The organism is Curtobacterium sp. SGAir0471, from assembly GCF_005490985.1.
Classification (GTDB): Bacteria; Actinomycetota; Actinomycetes; order Actinomycetales; family Microbacteriaceae; genus Curtobacterium.
This window is the reverse complement of sequence record NZ_CP027869.1, coordinates 165551-184611: the sequence shown is the minus strand read 5'-3', so window position 1 is coordinate 184611 and position 19061 is coordinate 165551. Positions and strand designations below refer to the sequence as shown.

At 72.1% G+C, this 19061-nt stretch carries 20 protein-coding genes; 14 read left to right on the top strand and 6 right to left on the bottom strand.

Annotation, left to right across the window (positions count from 1 at the left end; translation table 11 throughout):
* Window positions 1-12 precede the first annotated feature (12 nt).
* A complete protein-coding gene (locus tag C1N91_RS00965) occupies window positions 13-627 on the bottom strand; it encodes a GNAT family N-acetyltransferase (RefSeq protein WP_137766209.1) in 615 nt (204 codons plus the stop codon).
* Between the two features lie 90 nt (window positions 628-717).
* Here C1N91_RS00965 and C1N91_RS00960 point away from each other — a divergent pair, with 90 nt between their 5' ends.
* The gene (locus tag C1N91_RS00960; RefSeq protein WP_137766208.1) at window positions 718-1341 is read left to right on the top strand and encodes a TetR/AcrR family transcriptional regulator; all 624 of its coding nucleotides are present in this window, start codon (window positions 718-720) and stop codon (window positions 1339-1341) included.
* Between the two features lie 34 nt (window positions 1342-1375).
* Here C1N91_RS00960 and C1N91_RS00955 read toward each other — a convergent pair whose 3' ends face one another.
* On the bottom strand, window positions 1376-1636 hold the full coding sequence (locus C1N91_RS00955) for a hypothetical protein (RefSeq protein ID WP_058727471.1): 261 nt from the start codon (window positions 1634-1636) through the stop codon (window positions 1376-1378).
* Window positions 1637-1866: 230 nt separating this feature from the next.
* Between C1N91_RS00955 and msrA the strand changes: the two genes are divergently transcribed.
* The 6 genes from msrA to C1N91_RS00925 all read left to right on the top strand — a co-directional run bounded on the left by msrA (window position 1867) and on the right by C1N91_RS00925 (window position 8901).
* Complete coding sequence (gene msrA, locus C1N91_RS00950) at window positions 1867-2388, top strand: peptide-methionine (S)-S-oxide reductase MsrA (protein WP_058749116.1); 522 nt, start codon at window positions 1867-1869, stop codon at window positions 2386-2388.
* 156 nt (window positions 2389-2544) lie between these two features.
* Entirely contained in the window at window positions 2545-4563 is a 2019-nt protein-coding gene (glgX, locus tag C1N91_RS00945; RefSeq protein ID WP_137766207.1) for a glycogen debranching protein GlgX, read from the top strand.
* A gap of 120 nt (window positions 4564-4683) precedes the next feature.
* Complete coding sequence (locus C1N91_RS00940) at window positions 4684-5394, top strand: GntR family transcriptional regulator (RefSeq protein ID WP_137766206.1); 711 nt, start codon at window positions 4684-4686, stop codon at window positions 5392-5394.
* A complete protein-coding gene (locus C1N91_RS00935) occupies window positions 5391-6407 on the top strand; it encodes an ADP-ribosylglycohydrolase family protein (protein WP_137766205.1) in 1017 nt (338 codons plus the stop codon). The genes C1N91_RS00940 and C1N91_RS00935 overlap by 4 nt, the downstream gene beginning before the upstream one ends.
* A gap of 89 nt (window positions 6408-6496) precedes the next feature.
* Window positions 6497-7981: a purine-cytosine permease family protein gene (locus C1N91_RS00930; protein ID WP_137766204.1), complete on the top strand. Its 1485-nt coding sequence runs from the start codon at window positions 6497-6499 to the stop codon at window positions 7979-7981.
* Window positions 7978-8901, top strand: coding sequence for a PfkB family carbohydrate kinase (locus C1N91_RS00925; RefSeq protein ID WP_137766203.1), 924 nt, complete (start codon window positions 7978-7980; stop codon window positions 8899-8901). The genes C1N91_RS00930 and C1N91_RS00925 overlap by 4 nt, the downstream gene beginning before the upstream one ends.
* Window positions 8902-8913: 12 nt before the next feature.
* Here the strand turns inward: C1N91_RS00925 and C1N91_RS00920 are convergent, their stop codons facing one another.
* Window positions 8914-9231 (bottom strand): hypothetical protein, encoded by a 318-nt coding sequence (locus tag C1N91_RS00920; protein WP_137766202.1) that lies wholly within the window; start codon window positions 9229-9231, stop codon window positions 8914-8916.
* A gap of 193 nt (window positions 9232-9424) precedes the next feature.
* On the opposite strand from C1N91_RS00920, the gene C1N91_RS16825 reads away from it, so the two are divergent.
* Window positions 9425-9526, top strand: coding sequence for a DUF421 domain-containing protein (locus tag C1N91_RS16825; protein WP_137766201.1), 102 nt, complete (start codon window positions 9425-9427; stop codon window positions 9524-9526).
* Window positions 9527-9571: 45 nt separating this feature from the next.
* Here the strand turns inward: C1N91_RS16825 and C1N91_RS00910 are convergent, their stop codons facing one another.
* Window positions 9572-10474 (bottom strand): carbohydrate kinase family protein, encoded by a 903-nt coding sequence (locus C1N91_RS00910; protein WP_137766200.1) that lies wholly within the window; start codon window positions 10472-10474, stop codon window positions 9572-9574.
* Between the two features lie 128 nt (window positions 10475-10602).
* On the opposite strand from C1N91_RS00910, the gene C1N91_RS00905 reads away from it, so the two are divergent.
* Window positions 10603-11022 (top strand): BLUF domain-containing protein, encoded by a 420-nt coding sequence (locus tag C1N91_RS00905; RefSeq protein ID WP_137766199.1) that lies wholly within the window; start codon window positions 10603-10605, stop codon window positions 11020-11022.
* A gap of 183 nt (window positions 11023-11205) precedes the next feature.
* On the opposite strand, the gene C1N91_RS00900 is transcribed toward C1N91_RS00905, so the two are convergent.
* Together C1N91_RS00900 and C1N91_RS00895 are read right to left on the bottom strand one after the other, a co-directional pair.
* Window positions 11206-12321, bottom strand: a complete 1116-nt coding sequence (locus C1N91_RS00900; protein WP_137766198.1) for an N-acetylglucosamine-6-phosphate deacetylase — start codon at window positions 12319-12321, stop codon at window positions 11206-11208.
* Window positions 12318-13289 carry an ROK family protein gene (locus C1N91_RS00895; protein WP_175415846.1) on the bottom strand — a complete coding sequence of 324 codons (972 nt, stop codon included), beginning with the start codon at window positions 13287-13289 and terminating at the stop codon, window positions 12318-12320. The genes C1N91_RS00900 and C1N91_RS00895 overlap by 4 nt, the downstream gene beginning before the upstream one ends.
* A 131-nt stretch (window positions 13290-13420) precedes the next feature.
* On the opposite strand from C1N91_RS00895, the gene C1N91_RS00890 reads away from it, so the two are divergent.
* The 5 genes from C1N91_RS00890 (at window position 13421) to C1N91_RS00870 (ending at window position 19023) form a co-directional block, all read left to right on the top strand.
* Window positions 13421-14209, top strand: a complete 789-nt coding sequence (locus tag C1N91_RS00890; RefSeq protein ID WP_137766196.1) for a DeoR/GlpR family DNA-binding transcription regulator — start codon at window positions 13421-13423, stop codon at window positions 14207-14209.
* Between the two features lie 206 nt (window positions 14210-14415).
* Window positions 14416-15657, top strand: a complete 1242-nt coding sequence (locus tag C1N91_RS00885) for a Gfo/Idh/MocA family protein (protein ID WP_137766195.1) — start codon at window positions 14416-14418, stop codon at window positions 15655-15657.
* A complete protein-coding gene (locus C1N91_RS00880) occupies window positions 15654-16967 on the top strand; it encodes an ABC transporter substrate-binding protein (RefSeq protein ID WP_137766194.1) in 1314 nt (437 codons plus the stop codon). Before C1N91_RS00885 ends, C1N91_RS00880 begins: the two co-directional genes overlap by 4 nt.
* 191 nt (window positions 16968-17158) lie before the next feature.
* A complete protein-coding gene (locus C1N91_RS00875) occupies window positions 17159-18118 on the top strand; it encodes a carbohydrate ABC transporter permease (protein WP_137766193.1) in 960 nt (319 codons plus the stop codon).
* Window positions 18115-19023, top strand: coding sequence for a carbohydrate ABC transporter permease (locus C1N91_RS00870; protein ID WP_254678294.1), 909 nt, complete (start codon window positions 18115-18117; stop codon window positions 19021-19023). The genes C1N91_RS00875 and C1N91_RS00870 overlap by 4 nt, the downstream gene beginning before the upstream one ends.
* Window positions 19024-19061: the final 38 nt, after the last annotated feature.

Genomic DNA, 19061 nt, shown 5'->3' with positions numbered 1-19061 from the left:
TCGTCGCACGGTTCAGGCGACCGCCGGTCGCCACATCGAGACGGGCGCCGCCGCACGGAAGCCGGTGATCGGTGCCCCGTCACCGAAGCCGTGGCGACGGTAGAGCCGTCGGTTCTGCGGCGTCGAGGACTCGAGGTACGCGTCCGCACCGAGTCCGTCGACCCGCCGCAGCGCGTGCTCGAGCAGGAGCCCGCCGACCCCCTGACCCCGGGCCGCGGCGGCGACGCCGATCTCGGCGAGGTACCAGTGCGGCGCGTCCGGTCGTGCACGGTCCATCCGGCGCAGGTGCCGCAGCGCGCGGAACGCACCACCGACCCCGAGGACCCGGAGGAGCTCGGGGACCTGCCGGAGGAACGCGACCGTGCCACCCACGTGCGGTCGTGGCGCCTGCCAGAACGCTGCACCGACCACACGATCGCCGTCGACCGCGACGTCGAGCGCGCGGGCACGCTCGGGGACCGAGCGGACGAGTGCCGTGAAGAGCGCGCCGAGCACGGCGGTGCGGTCCTCGCCCGACCGTGACGGGCGGATCTCGGCGAGGACGGGATCGGCGGCGAAGGCCTCGGCCAGCACGGCCGCTGCTGCGGGCACCTCGGACCGGGACGCGGGGCGGACGGTGATCGACATCGGGACTCCTCTGCTGGCGGTGGCACATTCGGCCGCTCGGCCAGATCAGCTTCCCGCTGCTCGCTGCAGGCGACCCGTACGCTTCCTGTGATGACGCAGGACCAGCAGACGCAGGACCAGCAGACGCGGGCGTACCGCAGCAGAGGGGAACGGCGCGACGAGCTCCTCGACGCCGCCGCCCTCGTCGTGCGCGACCACGGCCTGCCGGGCCTCACCACGCGGGCGGTCGCCGAGCGCGCCGGCGTCGCACACGGTGTCGTGCACTACGTCTTCGGCGCCCGGCGGAACCTCGTCGTCGCGCTCCTCGAGCGACAGGCGCGGGACGTCCTGCCCCGCGTGCTCGCCGCCGCGGACCAGCACGACGAGCTGGTCGAGGCGCTCGACGCCGGGGTGGCCGCGTACCTGGACCTGGTCCGCCGGGAGCCGGAGCGCTTCCGACTGCTCGAGGCCGTCAGCCGCACCGCCCTCGACGGGGACGACACGCTCGTCGCCGCCGAGCGGACCCTCTGGCACGACGGCGTCACGGCCGGCATCACCCGCTGGACCGCACGACACGGCATCGAACTCGCCGAGCCGACCGCGGTGGCCGCGGACGCCGTGCTCGCCCTGGTCGACGGACTCGGGCGCGCGGCCTGGAGCGATCCGGACGGCTCCCCCACCGACCGTACCCGCGCGGTGCTCGTCCGTGGGCTCGCACACGCCCTCACCCACTGACCCGGGCCGCGTCGGCGCACGACCGGTCCCGCGGTCAGCGCCAGGTGCGGGCGACCACCCAGCCGTCCCCCTCGGGCACGATGTCGACCACGACCGCGTCACCCTCGGCACTGACCTGGAAGCGCCAGCCGACCGTGCGCTCGGGCGCGTGGGTCATCGCCGACGGCAGGAACTCGGCCGTCGCCGTCAGCCGCGTCGGGGTGTCGCTCACCCGCCAACGCCGGTCACGCCACACCATCCGGTCCGGCACGCCGCGCTCCCACCACACCGTGGCGACCTCGTGCGTCAACATCATCTCGACCTCCCGATTCGAACGTGTGTTCGAATGGTAGAGCACCGGGACGACACCGGCGAGGGCCTCCGGCGTGGCGGCGGTCGGTGGACAACGGGCGCTCCGCGCGGGCCGTCGGACAGCCGCCACGCGGGTCGACACGGCACCATGGACCCGCGGGAACACCTGCACCCACGCGGTGGTTGCACCCGACGGTGCCGCAGCCAGCGGTACGACGACCCCAGGAGGCCACCATGACCACGACCGAGACCGCCATCCTCGCCGGCGGCTGCTTCTGGGGAGCGCAGCAGCTCCTCCGTCGCCGTCCGGGTGTCATCAGCACGCGCGTCGGGTACTCCGGCGGCGACACCCCGAACGCCACGTACCGGAACCACGGCGACCACGCCGAGGCCGTCGAGATCGTCTTCGACCCGTCACAGATCTCGTACCGTGACCTGCTCGAGTTCTTCTTCCAGATCCACGACCCGTCCACCAAGGACCGGCAGGGCAACGACGTCGGCCGCAGCTACCGCTCGGCGATCTTCTACCAGGACGACGAGCAGCGCCAGGTCGCGCTCGACACCATCGCGGACGTCGACGCATCCGGCATCTGGCCGGGCAAGGTCGTCACCGAGGTCGAGCCCGCCGGCGACTTCTGGGAGGCCGAGGAGGAGCACCAGGACTACCTCGAGAAGTACCCCGCCGGGTACACCTGCCACTTCGTGCGCCCGGGCTGGAAGCTCCCGCACCGCGACGAGGCGACCGCCTCGGTCTGACCGCCGGCGGGTGATCGCGACGGTCACGTGACGACGTGACCGGACGACGGACGGGAGGCGCGGTGCCAGCCGGCACCGCGCCTCCCGTCCGTCGTCCCGTCGCCGGGGTACGCACCCGGCCCGAGGACACAGCCGCCGACCACTACAAGTGGCGTCATGACCTCTTCCTCCCGCACGCCCCTCGGTGTCACCCTCGTCGAGGGCGGCGCCAACGTCGCCCTCTTCTCCAGCACCGCCGAGCGCGTGGAGTTCTGCCGCTTCGACGAGGACGGCACCGAGCACCGCACCGAGCTCCGCAACCGCACCGGGTACACGTTCCACGACGTCGTGCCGGACGTGACCGTCGGCACCCGCTACGGCTTCCGCGTGCACGGCGCGTGGGACCCGGCGAACGGCCTCCGCCACAACCCGGCGAAGCTCCTCCTCGACCCCTACGCCACCGCGATCGACGGCTCGTACGAGTGGGGCCAGGCGCTGTTCGGGCACGACATGGACAACCCCGAGCAGATCGACGAGACCGACTCGGCGAGCGCCATGCCGAAGTCCGTCGTCGCCGACCGCGAGTTCGACTGGGACGGGGACACGCTGCTCCACATCCCGTACCGCGACACCGTCGTCTACGAGGTGCACGTCAAGGGCTTCACGAAGCAGCACCCCGACGTGCCCGAGGAGATCCGCGGCACCTACGCGGGCCTGGCGCACCCGGCGGCGATCAAGCACCTGACCGACCTCGGCGTCACGTCGGTCGAGCTGCTGCCGACGCACCAGTTCGTGCAGGACTCGACCCTGGCCGACAAGGGCCTCCGGAACTACTGGGGCTACAACAGCATCGGCTTCTTCGCCCCGCACGACGAGTACTCGTCCTCGGGCACCGCCGGCCAGCAGGTCACCGAGTTCAAGGAGATGGTCAAGGCCCTGCACGCCGCGGGGCTCGAGGTCATCATGGACGTCGTCTACAACCACACCGCCGAGGGCAACCACATGGGCCCGACGCTGTCCTTCAAGGGCATCGACAACGCCTCGTACTACCGCCTGGTCGAGGGCGACGAGGGCAACTACTTCGACACGACCGGCACGGGCAACTCGCTCAACGTGTCGCACCCGTCGGCGCTCGGGCTCATCACCGACTCGCTGCGCTACTGGGTCGAGGAGATGCACGTCGACGGCTTCCGCTTCGACCTGGCGACGACGCTGACCCGCCAGGACGGCGAGGCCGAGAAGCACTCCGCGTTCCTCGACATCATCCACCAGGACCCGGTGCTCCGCGAGGTGAAGATGATCGCCGAGCCGTGGGACACCGCCGGGTACCAGGTCGGTGGCTTCCCGGCCGACTGGTCGGAGTGGAACGGCAAGTACCGCGACGACCTCCGCGCGTTCTGGCGCGGTGACGAGGGCACGCTCGGCGACGCCGTCCAGCGCGCCCTCGGCTCCCCCGACGTGTACGAAGGCTCCCGTCGTTCCCCGCTCTGCTCGGTGAACTTCGTCACCGCGCACGACGGCTTCACCCTGGCCGACCTGACGATGTACGCCGAGAAGCACAACGAGGCCAACGGCGAGGACAACAACGACGGCGAGAGCAACAACACCTCGTTCAACGGCGGCATCGAGGGCCCGACCGACGACGGCGCCGTGAACGACTACCGCGACCGCCAGCGCCGGAACTTCCTCGGCACGCTGCTGCTCTCGGCGGGTGTCCCGATGATCCTGGGCGGCGACGAGATCGCCCGCTCGCAGGGCGGCAACAACAACGCGTACTGCCAGGACGACGAGATCTCGTGGTTCGACTGGCACGCCGCCGACCGTGACCTGCTCGCCTTCACCACCGCGGCGATCGCGTTCCGCAAGGAGCACGAGGCGCTCCGCCCGGAGTGGTACCGTACGGCCCCCGGCGACTCGGAGTCCACGGTGCAGGTGCTCCGCGCCGACGCGCAGGGCTTCGAGGACGGCGACTGGGCAGACGGCGGCAACCGCGCGGTGATTCTCGTGCTGCAGCGTGGGGACGACACCGTCGCGGCGCTGCTCAACGCGTCGGACACCACGGTCGAGTTCACGCTGCCGGAGAAGCCGGGCGGCGGTTCGTGGTCGCTCGGCCTGTCGAGCGACCCGGACCAGGCCGTCGAGGGCGACGCGACGACGCTGCTCGTGCGCGACGCGTCCTTCACGGCGCTGGTGTAGCGGGGACGGCACGCAGGACGAGACGGACGGGAGGCACGGTGCCGGCTGGCACCGTGCCTCCCGTCCGTCGTGCGGGGACGAGTGGTACTGGACAGGATTTGTACATGTACACTGCTGTCCATGCCCGTCTCATCGAAGCGACGCCTCGTCGCCGACGCCCTCCGCGACGCGATCGCGACGGGTCGGTACCGCGCCGGTGAGCGCCTGCCCGGCGAGCACGACCTCGCCGCCCGCTTCGCGGTGAGCCGCGGCACCGTCCGCGCCGCCCTCGCCGATCTGGCCGACGACGAGTACATCTCGACCCACGGGGGCGTCGGGTCGGTCGTGACCTTCGACGGCGCCGCCCTGGACCCGCGCGGCGGCTGGGCGCGATCGATCGCCGCCTCGGGCACCGAGGTGACCACACGCGTCCTGCGGCTCGACCGCGTGGACGACCCGCACCTCCAGGCCGAGGTGGACGCGGCGGACGCGACGTTCGTCGTGGTCGACCGCCTACGCACCGTCGTGGGCGGACGCCCGGTGTCCCTCGAGCGGAGCGTCCTGCCCGCCATCGGCCGCCTGGCCACCGCACCGACCGCCGGCCTGGTCGACGACTCGCTCACCGCGACCATCGCCGAGGCGGGACTCGTGCCGGCGAGCGCCGAGCAGTGGGTCGACGTCGTGCCCCTCGACGCCGAGGACGCCCGCCTGCTCGACCGCGCCGAGGGGACCCCGTTCCTCCGGAGCCGACGTGACTCGCGCACCGCCCAGGGCGCGTTCGTCGAGCGCGTCGACAGCCTCCTCGACCCAGACCGGTTCCGCCTGCACATGCGCTTCGGGACGACACGATGACGACCCGACAGGACACCGTGAACGACCAGCCCCACGCCCTCGCCGCTCTGACCGGACTCGCGATCGGCGACGCCCTCGGCATGCCCACGCAATCGATGTCCCTCGCGCAGATCCGCGCCGACCACGGGAGGATCACCGGGTTCGCCGACGCCGGACCGCACCAGCGGATCGCCGCCGGCATGCCCGCGGGCACGATCACCGACGACACCGAGCAGGCGGTCATGGTCGCCGAGCTGCTCCTCGAGGGCGACGGACACATCGACCCCACCCGCTTCGCCGAGGCACTCATCGCGTGGGAACGCGCGATGGAGGCCAAGGGGTCGCTCGACCTGCTCGGACCGAGCACGAAGACCGCCGTGCAGCGGATCCTCGACGGGGTGCCGGCGTCCGAGGCCGGCTCGACGGGCACGACGAACGGTGCCGCGATGCGGATCGCCCCGGTCGGGATCGCCGTGCCCTCCGGTGACCTCGTCCGCCTGGTCGACGCCGTGCAGGACGCGTCACGCGTCACCCACGACACCGGGATCGGCATCGCCGGGGCGAGCGCGGTCGCCGCCGCGGTGAGCGCCGGCATCGACGGTGCCACGCGGACCGAGGCACTCGACGCCGCGGTCGCCGCCGCCACGATCGGTGCGGCGCGCGGCCACTGGGTCGCCGGTGGCGACATCGCGGCGAAGACCACCTGGGCGCGCGGCTTCCTGCCCACCGTCCCCACCGACGGCCGGATCGACGCCGTCGCGCAGGTGATCGGCACGAGCGTGGCCAGCCAGGAGTCCGTCGTCGCTGCGCTCGCGCTCGTCGCGCTCGACCTCGATCCCTGGGAGACGCTCTGCACCGCCGCGTCGATCGGCGGCGACACCGACACGATCGCCGCGATGGCCGGTGCGGTGCTCGGCGCCGTGCACGGTCCGGACGCATGGCCCGCCGACGCGGTCGCCACCGTGACGACCGTCAACCACCTCGACCTCGGCCCGCTGGTCGACGGACTGCTCACGCTCCGTCACCGGGCCTGACCCGACCCCGGACGGCGGCGGTCCCCCCTCCGCCGCCGTCCGGTCACCCCTCCCCCGCAGCACCCTTCCGATGACGTAAGAGGATCCCCATGGCCCAGGACACCACCACACGCTCCGGCGGCACGCTCTCCAGCGGCACGCTGACGAGCGTCGAACAGCGCGGCATCGAGCCCGTGCCCCACGACGAGCGGAACGGCGCACCCGGCGCACTGTTCTGGGTCTGGTTCGCCGCGAACATCTCGATCCTCGGGCTCCCGCTCGGCGCGACCCTCGTGGCGTTCCAGGGCCTGACGATCTGGCAGGCGCTCGTCGTCGCGCTCATCGGCGCCGCAGGCTCGTTCGCGGTCGTCGGCGTGATCTCCATCGCCGGACGACGCGGCGGCGCCCCCGGACTGACCCTGAGCCGCGCGGTGTTCGGCGTCCGCGGCAACATCGGGCCGACCGCGGTGTCGCTGCTGTCCCGCCTGGGTTGGGAGACCGTGAACACCACGACCGCGGCCTTCGTGCTGCTGTCGCTCTTCACGATCCTCTTCGGCACCGACGGCGACGCGAAGGCGAACCCGGTGCTGACGATCGTCGCCATCCTGGTGTTCGTGATCGCCACCGTGCTCATCTCCGGGCTCGGTCACGCGTTCATCGTCGCCGTGCAGAAGTGGGCGACGTGGGTGTTCGGCGCGCTCAACGTGTTCGTCGCCGTCTTCCTGGTGCTCCGCGTCGACTGGGACGTCGTCGGGTCGCAGCCGGCGGGTCCGGTAGCCGCGATGGTCATCGGCATCGGCACCATCGCCGCGGGCACCGGCATCGGCTGGGCGACCGCCGGCGCGGACATCGCCCGGTACACGCGCACGTCGGTGAAGGCGGGCGCACTGATCAGCGCGAGCGCCGCCGGCGCGGGCATCCCGCTCGTGGTCCTGGTCGGTCTCGGTGCCCTCGTCTCCGCCGGCGACCCCACGCTCGCGCAGGCCGGTGACCCGGTGGCGGCGATCCGCGACCTGCTGCCGAGCTGGATGGCGATCCCGTACCTGGTCGCCGCGTTCGGCGGCCTGCTGCTGTCGAACCACCTGTCGGTGTACTCGGCGAGCCTCACCACGCTGACCCTCGGCGTCAAGGTGCCCCGGGTGTGGGCGGTCGCCGTCGACGTGGTCGTCACGACCCTCGGCGCGATGTACTTCATGCTCGTGGCCGACGGCTTCTACGCGCCCTTCATCACCTTCATCTCCGTGCTCGCGGTGCCGATCACGGCCTGGCTCGGGGTCTTCATCGCCGACATGGCGAAGCGACGCTGGTACGACCCGGCCGCGCTGCTCGACCTGCGCGCCGGCGGCCGCTACTGGTACCGCGGCGGTGTCGCCTGGGGTGCCCTCTCGGCCTGGGTCGTCGCGATCGTCGTCGGCTTCCTCTTCACCTCGGTGCAGGTCGGCGACGCGGACCCGGTGTTCGTCGGAGCGCTCTCCGACAGCTGGATCGGCGCGAACGGCCTCGGCTGGGTCGTGACGTTCGTCGTCGCCGCCCTGGTCTACCTGCTCACCGGCGGTCCCCGCGGCCAGCTGCACGCACCCGAGGAGCGCGCGTGAGCCGCCTCGTCTCCGTCGGCAACGTCGTCGTCGACATCGTCATGCGCGTGGACGCGATCCCGGAGCCCGGCGGCGACGTCATCGCTTCGGCATCCGAGATCACCGCGGGCGGCGGGCTCAACACGATGGTGGCCGCGGTCCGGGACGGGCTCCCGGTGGTGTTCGCCGGGCAGTACGGCACCGGGCCGTTCGGCGACGTCGTCCGAGCCGCGCTCGTCGACTCGGACGTCGAGGTCCTGCAGCCGGGACTCGACGACGTCGACAGCGGGTACTGCGTGGCACTCGTCGACGCGACGACCGAACGGACCTTCGTGACGAGCGTCGGTGCCGAGGGCCGCCTCGGTCGCGAGGACCTCGACCGGATCGTGCTCCGGTCCGACGACACGGTCTTCGTCTCCGGCTACGGCCTCGCCCACGCCGTCAACGGTCCGGCGATCGCCGACTGGCTGACGACGGTGCCGGACACGGTGCGCGTCGTGCTCGACCCGTCGCCCCTGGTCGACACGCTGCCCCCGGCGGTGCTCGGCCCCGTCATCGCCCGTGCGGACGTGGTCAGCGCCAACGGCCGGGAGGCGCGGCTCATGGCACCGACCGCCGCGGGACTCCCCGAGGCGGTCGCCGCGATCGCCGCGTCCGCCCGCGGCACCGCGCTGGTCCGCGACGGCGCAGCGGGCTGCTGGGTCGCCGAGTCCGGACGCGCCCCTGTCCTGGTGCCCGGCTTCCCCGTCGACGCGGTGGACTCGAACGGCGCGGGCGACGCCCACGGCGGGGTGTTCGTCGCAGCCCTGGCCCGCGGAGCGTCCCTGCACGAGTCGGTCCGGCGCGCGAACGCCGCAGCCGCCCTCGCGGTGACGCGGCAGGGGCCGGCGACGGCACCGACGGCCGCTGAGACCGACGCGTTCCTCGCGGCCCACGCCTGAGCGCACGACGTCTCAGCGGCCGACCCGTCGGGACTCCTCTTCGCGCTCCGCCCGGCGCGCGAAGGCGTCCGCGATGGGGACGTCGGTCGACGAGTGCGCGACGATCGAGAGCACGACCGCGACCACGATGACGTCGAAGAGCCGATCGGCGTCGGGCACCGTGCTCCCGAGCACGAGCAGCCCGTAGAGCACGCTCGCGAACCCCTTCGGACGGAACCACGCAGCCGTCGCTCGCTCCCACCGGTCCAGTCCGCTGCGGACGAGTGCGACCTCGACCGCGAGCGGCCGGGCGAGCAGGAGCAGCAGCACGGCGAACACGTAGCCGGGCACGCCGACGTCGGCGAGCAGGGACGGGCTGATGAGCTCCCCGTCACGGTCTGACAGCGGGGCAGCCGACCGCGGTGCACGGTGGGTGGCGGCGCCGCTGCCGAGCGCCGGGACGGAGTGTCGTGGGCGGAGTGTCGTGGGCGGAGGGGGCGCTGGCGAGCGCGCTGCTCGCGACCTCAGCTCGAGGGTCGGCGACGTGAGCACGGTGGCCGCGGTCGTGATCGAGACGGACGGCACCCTGAGCGTCATCCCGAAGGACGCCTTCGGCGACTGGCTGGCGCTGGCCGGAATCTCCTGACCGTCACCGGCGTCACGCCAGCAGCCCCGCGCCTCCCGTCCGCCGTCAGTCGACGTCCGACACGACCCCGGTCGGGAGCTCGGCGCGGGTCGGTGGGTCGGCGCCCGGGCGGGACACCGTGATCGCGGCACAGGCCAGGGCGAGCGACGCCAGGCGACCGAGCTCGTCGGCGTCGAGCGCGGTCGGGGCGCTCCCCCGTGCCAGCACACTCGCGAGCAGCCCCGCCATGAACGAGTCCCCCGCACCGATCGTGTCCGCGACCTCGACGCGCGGCGCCGGCACGGTGATACGCGCCCGAGTGGACGCCATCGCACACCCCGCTCCGCCGAGCGTCACCGCGGCGAGGGCCGTGCCGTAGGCGAGCAGGCCGTCGAGCACCTGGTCGACGCTGCGGTCCGGCCAGAGCCACGCGGCGTCCTCGTCGCTGAGCTTGACCACGTCGGCCTCGGCGAACAGCGGCTCGAGGGTCGCGAGCACGGCGTCCCGGTCCGGCGTGATCGACGGCCGGACGTTCGGGTCGACCGAGACGAGTGCGTCGGTCGGACGGACGCGCAGGGCCTCGAGCACGGCGCGTGCCCCGGGTTCGAGCACGGCGCCGATGGAGCCGACGTGGACGAGCGGCGTCGCAGCGGGCACGTGCACCGGGTCGAGCCGCCAGTCGAGGTCGAACTCGTAGGACGCGCCGCCGTCCTCGCCGATGGTCGCGACGGCCGTCGAGGTCCGGTCGATCGCGGTCGCGTCGACCTCGACGTCGCTCGCGCCGACGTGCGCCCGGATCGAGGCGCCGCGGTCGTCGTCGCCGAGTGCGCAGACGAGTCGCGCCGACCGGCCGAGCCGGGCGAGGCCGACGGCGACGTTCATCGGGCTGCCACCCGGGTGTTCGACGCGACCCTCGGGGCGGTCGACCACGTCGACCAGGGCTTCTCCGATGACGATGACGGTGTCCACGGGTCCAGCGTGGCAGACCGGACGCCCGTGCGACGGCGCACTGTCCGGTCGTCCCCCGGTGGTCTGCGGACGCACGGGTGCGGCGGAGTTGACTGACGGGCCCGGCACGACCCCGACAAGGAGCCCCGATGCTGTCCCTGATCTACTCGAGCGTCGCCACCCGTCCCCTCGGCGACGACGACCTCGCCGCCCTGCTCGCCCAGAGCCGCCGTGCCAACGCCGAGAACGACGTCACCGGGGTGCTGCTCTTCCGGAACGGCTACTTCCTGCAGCTGCTCGAGGGGCCGGACCAGGCCGTGCGCTCGAAGATGGACACGATCAAGCACGACGACCGACACACCAAGGTCACGGTGCTCACCGAGGAGCTCATCGAGGAGCGGCAGTTCCCGGAGTGGACGATGGGCTTCCCCGCCGAGGACACCGACGTCGAGCAGGCTCCCGGGTACCGGAGCACCTTCGACGACCTCGACGCCACCGACGGTACGCAGATCAGCTCCCTGCCGGCGCTCCGCGAGCTGATCCGCTGGTTCCGACCCTCGCCCCGCTGACCGCCGGGTCCGTCCGCGAGCAACGACCCGCGGCGTGCGGGGATCGGCTCGTCCGGACAGGGGGTCCGTCGAACGGGGTACCGGTTGCTGGCCGTGCCTGTCGTTCGGCCGTGACCGACTCCGGCACCCCGCACGGCCGGAGCAGGCCGCTGTGGTCAGCTGGTCGGCCAGCCGCTGAGCGGGTCAGCCGGTCGGACCGAGCCGCAGCGGCTCGACCCGGCCGTCCCGGCAGAGGACCACGAGGTCGGCGGCCGCACCGATGCTGAGCGGCGGACGCAGCCCGAGCACCGACGCCGCACGCACGGAGGATGCGCGCACGGCCGACGGCAGTCGGTCCGGACGACCGTCGACGAACCGGGCCACGGCGTCGGCGACCGTGATCGTGCTCCCGGCCAACGAGGAGCCGTCGGCGAGCCGGGCGACCCCGTCGGAGACCACGACCTCCGAGCCGGCGATCCGGTAGCGGCCGTCGGCGCACCCGGTCGCCGCCATGGCGTCCGACACGAGCACGAGCCGTTCACCGACGGACTCTCGCACCAGGTCGACGGTCACCGGGTCGAGGTGGTGACCGTCCACGATGCACTCCACCGTGAGTCGCTCGTCGGTCAGCGCGACGCCGACCGGCCCGGGCGCACGGTGGTGCAGCTGCGGCATGCCGTTGAACAGGTGCGTGACCAGGGTCGCGCCGGCGTCCACTGCGGCGCGCACCTGGTCGGCGTCGGCATCGGTGTGGCCGACCGCGACGACGACGCCCGATGCGACCAGCCTCCGGACGGCGTCGAGCGCGCCCGGGAGCTCGGGCGCGAGCGTGACGATCCGGAGCGCTGCACCGCCGGCGTCCACGAACAGGTCGACCTCGTCCGGGGCCGGCGGGTGGAGCAGTCCGGCAGCGTGCGCACCCCGGCGGGCCGGAGCGAGCCAGGGCCCCTCGAGGTGCAGTCCGGCGAGCGTGCCGTCGTCGACGAGCGGGCGGAGGCGGTGCAGGGCGGCGACCGTGTCCGGGACCGTGCCCGTCGCGATCGACGCCACCAGGCGTCCGGTCCCCCGTGCGGCGTGGTGGGCGGCGGCGGCCCGGGCCTCGGTGACCGAGCACGATGCGAAGTCGTGGCCGAGTGCGCCGTGCGCGTGCAGGTCGACGAAGGCCGGCAGGACGGTGCCCGGCGCCTCGACCACGCGATCGTGCGCGGGCGCCGTGCCGGTGCCGAGTGCGGTGACCCGGCCGTCGTCGACCGCGAGCCAGGCGTTCGGTAGGTCGACCTCGGCGGTGACGATCCGCGGGGCGCGGACGAGGGCGGTCACGCGGTCACCGTGACGTCCGGGAGCCAACCAGCACGCACCGAGCCGAGCCGAGCCGAGCCGACCAGCTGCTGGCGCGCGAGCAGCACCGCGCCGATGGCACCGGCCGCGTCGCCGTGCTGCGCACCCACCAGCTCGGGGACCCTGACCCCGGTGAGTCGGTCCGCCACCGCGGAACGCAACGGGTCGAAGAGCAGCGGTCCGGACTGCGCGAGGCCGCCGCCGACGATCAGGGTGTGGCAGCCGGCCACGGCGGTCAGCCACGCCAGGGAGTCGGCGAGCACCTCGACGCAGTCGTCCCACGCCCGTCGGGCCACCGGGTCGCCGTCGAGGACACGGAGCATCGCGTCGTGGGCACTCGGAGCACCACTGCGACGCGCGACGGCCCCGGCCGAGGCGATCTCCTCGACCCGGAGGCCCGCGTGGGCACCGTCCCGGATCCGGACCTGGCCGATCTCCCCCGCCCAGCCGCCGCCCGGGACCACCCGGCCGTCGACCACCAGGGCGCTCGCCAGACCGGTGCCGACGGGGACGAAGGCGACCGTGCCACGGCCGAGCGTCGTGGGACCGGCGGCGTGGACCTCGGCGAGCGCTCCGGCCCGGACGTCGTGGCCGAAGGCGAGCGGCACGGTGTCGAGCCCTGCGACCCCCAGGGCCTCGGTGACCCGGGCCCGGACCGGCACGTCCCGCCACCCGAGGTTCACGGAGAGCACCGAACGGCCCGCGTCCTCGTCGACGACCCCCGGGACGACCAGCCCGATCGCTCCGAGGTCGCTCCCGTGCTGCCGAGCGTCCGTCCGTGCCCGCTGCCCCAGCGACGCGACGACCTCGGCCAACGCACTCGCCCGTGGGTCGTCTCGCGGGGTCGGGACACGCTGCTCATCGAGCACCCGTCCGTCGCCGGCGACCAGGCGCGCCTTGATGCTCGTGCCCCCGACGTCGATGCCGAGCGCTGCGCCGTCAGTGGTCATCGCGGGCCCTCCGATCGCGCCGACCAGCACTGATCGGACGTCGTCAGCCTGCCGATCGATCATGATCAGTGCAAACAACGCGCAGCAATTCCGCTCACATCGCCGAACGACGCCGCCCGTAGGATGACGCCATGACCCCGCAGCAGAGGCTCAACGCGCTCCTCGAGCTGGTGAGCGACCGCGGGAACGTCTCCATCGCCGAGATCGGTGAGGCGCTGGGCATCTCCGCTGCGACCGCACGACGCGACCTCACGACCCTGGCCGACCAGCGGCTCGTCACCCGCACGCACGGTGGCGCAGCGGCGCTGGGAGCCGGGTACGAACTGCCCCTGCAGTACAAGATCGCCCGACAGGCCGAGGCGAAGACCGCCATCGCCCGGGCGACCGCCGCGCTCGTCTCGCCGGGTGACACGGTCGGCCTGAACGGCGGGACGACGACGACCGAGGTGGCGCGGGAGCTCGGCAAGAGCGAGCGCTTCATCCGCGCCGACGGCGAGTGCGGCATCACGATCGTCACGAACGCGCTGAACATCGGCTACGAGCTGTCCGTCCGCGCCAACGTCAAGATCGTCGTGACCGGCGGTGTGGCCCGGCGGCAGTCGTACGAGCTCATCGGTCCGACCGTGCGGGACACGCTCGACGGCTTCGCACTCGACGTCGTCGTGCTCGGCGTCGACGGGCTGACGAGCCAGTACGGCGCGACGACGATGCACGAGGGCGAGGCCGAGGTCAGCCGGCACTTCGCGTCTGTCGGCCGCCGGGTCGTGGTCGTCGCCGACTCGACGAAGATCGAGCGCGCCACCTTCGCGCGCATCTGCCCGCTCGAGCGCATCGACGTGCTCGTCACGGACCAGGCCGTGCCCGTCCCGTTCGCCGCCGACCTGGCGTCCGCCGGCGTGGAACTCGTCGTCGCGAGCTGACCCGCGGGGGTCGCCCCGGCGATCCCGCGGCCGCAGCCGCAGCCGCAGCCGCAGCCGACCATCGCCGTGCCGCGAGCGGCGCCGTCCCGACGTTGCCGGCGTGTAACAACCTCGGATGCACGCTTCCGTGATCGACCCGTGCGTGCTTATTGTGCATTCATGATCGATTTGGCATCATTGCCGTCACAATCACGCAAAGGAGCGAGATGACCACCACGAGCACACGCCTGCTCCGGGTCGCCGTCGTCGGCATCGGCCAGCGATCGGCCATCGCCGACCACGTGTCCGCCGCAGGCCTCGACGCCGACGGGGTGGACGCCCGCATCACCGTCGCGGCCGACACCACGGCCGCGGGACGCGAACGGGCCGCCGCACACTGGCCGGAGGCCGCGGTGGTGACCGGCCACCGGGCACTGATCGGCACGGGCGGTGCGCCGAACCTCGTCGACGCGGCGATCGTCACCACCCCGGACTGGACCCACGCCGAGATCGCGATCGACCTGCTCCGCGCCGGCATCGCCGTCTACCTCGAGAAGCCCCTGGCGATCACCATCGAGGACGCCGACGCCGTCCTGAACGCTGCCGCCGAGACCGGTACGCCCCTGTACGTCGGCCACAACTTCCGGCACGCAGCCGTCGTCCGCCTCATGCGCGAGGTCATCGCCCGTGGGGAGATCGGCGAGGTGAAGGCCGTCTGGGTCCGCCACTTCGTCGGCAACGGCGGCGACTACTACTTCAAGGACTGGCACGCCGACCGCAGCCGCGTGAACTCGCTCCTGCTGCAGAAGGCGAGCCACGACCTCGACGTCGTGCACGCCCTCGCCGGCGCGTACACCAGCCGGGTCGTCGGGATGGGGTCGCTCTCGGTGTACGGCGACGTCACCGACCGGCGCGACCGCAGCGACGAGCTCATGACCGACTGGTTCTCGTTCGACAACTGGCCGCCCGCTGAGCAGACCGGCCTCAATCCCGTCGTCGACGTCGAGGACGTCTCGATGGTGATGATGACGCTCGAGAACGGCGTGCAGGCGAGCTACGAGCAGTGCCACTTCACGCCCGACTACTGGCGGAACTACACCGTCATCGGCACCCACGGCCGCCTCGAGAACGTCGGGGACACCGGCGGCGGGGTCGTCAAGGTGTGGAACCACCGCCGCAACTGGGACGTCGCCGGTGACGTCGAGTACCCGATCGACGGCGTCGAGGACGGCCACGCCGACGCCGACCTGCTCACCATGACCGAGTTCCTCCGCTCCGTCGCCCTCGGTGAGCCGACGACCCTGTCCCCGATCGCAGCGCGCGCCGCGGTCGCCGCGGGAGCGCTCGCGACGCGTTCCCTGCGGAACGGCTCCGTCCCGCTCGACGTGCCGCCCCTCCCCGAAGCCACCATCCGTCACTTCACGGCCGCAGCCGGCCACGACGACCCCTCCGGAAGGAACACCCGATGACCCTCCCCTCTCCCCGCCACGGCGGCGGCCGCGGCCGCGCCCTGCTCGGTCTTGCTGCCGTGGTCAGCGCCGTCGCCCTCCTGGCGGGGTGCAGCAGCGCATCGTCCGCCGGTTCCGACTCCGGGACGGGCACGGTCGCGAAGGACACGAAGGCCGACCTGACCTACGCCGTCTGGGACCAGAACCAGGTCGACGCGATCAAGGCGAACATCAAGGGCTTCAACGAGGAGTACCCGGACATCACGGTCAACGTGGACGTGACGCCCTTCGCCAACTACTTCACGAAGCTGCAGACGCAGGGTTCCAGCAACACGCTGCCCGACCTGTTCTGGATGAACGGCCCGAACTTCCAGCTCTACGCGGCCAACGGCAAGCTCGCGCCGATCACCGGCGCAGTGGAGTCGGGTGCGATCGACCCGTCGAAGTACTCGAAGGCGCTCGACGACCTGTACACCTACGACGGGACGCAGTACGGCGTGCCGAAGGACTTCGACACCATCGGCGTCTGGGTGAACAAGGCGCTGTTCGAGAAGGCCGGCGTGCCGCTGCCGTCGAAGGACTGGACCTGGCAGGACTTCCAGGACACCGCCGCCGAACTGTCGCAGAAGCTGCAGGGCGACGGCGCGTACGGCGCCGCCGGCGGCATGGACGGCCAGACCACCTACTACGACACGATCTTCCAGGCCGGCGGGTCCGTGATCGACGACGGGAAGTCGGAGTACGACACGAAGGCCGCCCAGGAGGGCATCCGGTTCTGGACCGACCTGATCGGCTCCGGCGCCTCGCCGTCGATCAAGCAGCTGACCGACACCACGGCGGACCAGTGGTTCACCTCCGGCAAGCTCGCGATGTACCAGGGCGGCAGCTGGTTCCGGTCGGCGCTCATCGGCACCGACCTGGAGAAGGACGTCGTCGTCTACCCGCTGCCGAAGGGCAAGGAGCAGGCGACCGTGATCCACGGTGTCTCGAACGTCGTGGCCGAGGGGTCGAAGAACAAGGCGGCCGCCCAGGCACTGCAGGCGTACCTGGCGAGCAAGCCGGCCCAACAGCAGCAGGGCGACATGGGTGCGGTCATCCCGGCCTACGAGGGCACGCAGGACGCCTTCACGAAGACGATGCCCGATGCGGACCTGCAGGTGTTCCTCGACGCGGTCGACTACGCGAAGCCGCTCCCGGTGTCCAAGAACATCGCTGCGTGGAACACCCTCGAGACGAACCTGCTCCCGAGCGCCTTCGACGGGTCGCGACCCGTCGACCAGGTGACGGCCGAGCTCGCGAAGGAGATGGACGCCGCACTCGCGAAGGAGTGAGCGACGAGCGCCGGTCGGTCGGGTCCACCCCGGCCGACCGGCGCTGTCCGGCACCCCGACCGATCAGCACGAGCACGGTCCGCAAGCACCCGCGTCCGGCCCCGCGCAACCGCACCCGCGCACCCGCACCCGCGCACCCGCACCCGCATCCGCACCCCTCGATCCGCCCACCTCGGCCCAGGAGCGATCCGATGACCACGAACACCCGGCAGACGACGGCGACCCGGCCGTCACCGCCACCCCGAACCCACCGCGACGAACGGCCACGCCCGACCCGCGCCCACCGCACCGACGGCATCTGGCCGTGGCTGTTCGTGCTCCCGCTGCTGATCGGCGTCGGCACGTTCTTCATCTGGCCGATCCTGCAGACCTTCTGGTACTCCTTCACGAGCTGGGGCGTCTTCGGCGGCGCCACCTTCACCGGGCTCGCGAACTACGCCCGCCTGCTGTCCGACCCGCAGCTGTACCAGTCGCTCGTCAACACGATCGTCTACACGGTGATCGTCCTGCTCGGCATCCCGATCGCGGTCTGGCTCGCGAGTCTCCTCAACACCCCGGGCCTGCGGTTCGCCCAGTTCTACCGGGTGCTCTTCTTCCTGCCCTACGTGGCGATGCCCGCCGCGATCGCCCTGGTGTGGCGGATCATGTTCAACGGCGACTTCGGCATCGTGAACTGGTTCCTCGGACGCTTCGGCATCGACGGCCCGTACTGGATCTCCACCCCGGGCTTCGCGCTCGTCGCCGTGTCCCTCGTCGGCCTGTGGTCCTCGCTCGGCTTCTCGATGATCATCCTCGGCGCCGGGCTGAAGGACATCCCGCCCGAGCTGTACGAGGCCGCCGAGCTCGACGGCGCGAGCCGCTGGCGCCAGTTCCGCTCGCTCACCGTGCCGCTGCTGACGCCGAGCATCTTCTTCGTGCTCGTGGTCACCACGATCTCGAGCTTCCAGCTGTTCGACCTGCTCTACGCCATCCTCGGCTCCACCAACCCGGTCATCCCGCAGACGATGTCCCTCGTCTTCTACTTCTACAACGCCGGGTTCATCGACAACGACAAGGGATTCGCGGCTGCGATCGCGATGGTGATCTTCGTGCTCATCGGCATCATCACCGTCGTGCAGTTCCGGGTCCAGCGGAAGTGGGTCCAGTCATGACCGGCATCATCGACGCACGCGGCAGCAGGGTCGCGGCAGCCACGAAGGCGGCGGGCCGCACCCGCGCGACGACCGCCGCACGTCCCGGTCGCCGCGGCGGCAGCCACTGGTGGATCCACGTGGTGCTCGGCATCGGCGGGTTCGTCATGGCCTTCCCGTTCCTGTGGCAGATCGTGATGGCGCTGTCCACGAACGCGCAGGTCACCTCGCCGACGCCGACCTTCTGGCCGGGCGAGCTGCAGTGGAACAACTTCGCCCGGGTCTTCGAGCGGCTCCCCTTCCTCGACCAGCTGGCGACCTCGATCTGGGTGACCCTGATCCGCACCCTGGCGCAGATCGTGCTGTGCACCCTGGCGGGCTACGCGTTCGCCCGCATGCGGTTCCGCGGACGCGCGATCATCCTCGGCATCGTGCTGTCGATCCTGCTGGTGCCGTCACAGGTCTACCTCATCTCGCAGTACCAGATCGTGCAGGGCCTCGGGTGGCTGGACACCCTGGCCGGCATCGTCGCGCCCGGTCTGTTCAGTGCCTTCGGCACGTTCCTGATGCGGACGGCGTTCCTCAACATGCCCGCCGAGCTCGAGGAGGCCGCGCGCATGGACGGCGCGAACCCGTTCCAGACCTTCTGGCGGATCATGCTGCCGCTCGCACGTCCGTCGATCAGCGTGCTCGCGATCACGACGGTGCTCTGGTCGTGGAACGAGCTGCTCTGGCCGCTGGTGGTCTCCACCCGCGCCGAGGACATGCCGCTCGCCGCCGGGCTCGCGACGCTCTCCAGCGACCGCACCATCGACTACCCGCTGCTCATGGCGGCGAGCCTGATGGCGATGGCGCCCGTCCTGGTCCTGTTCATCGTGCTGCAGCGGCGGGTGATCGACGGGCTCGCGTCCTCCGGCCTGAAGTGAGCGGTGGCCGGGACGGCCACCGGACGACAGCGCCCCTC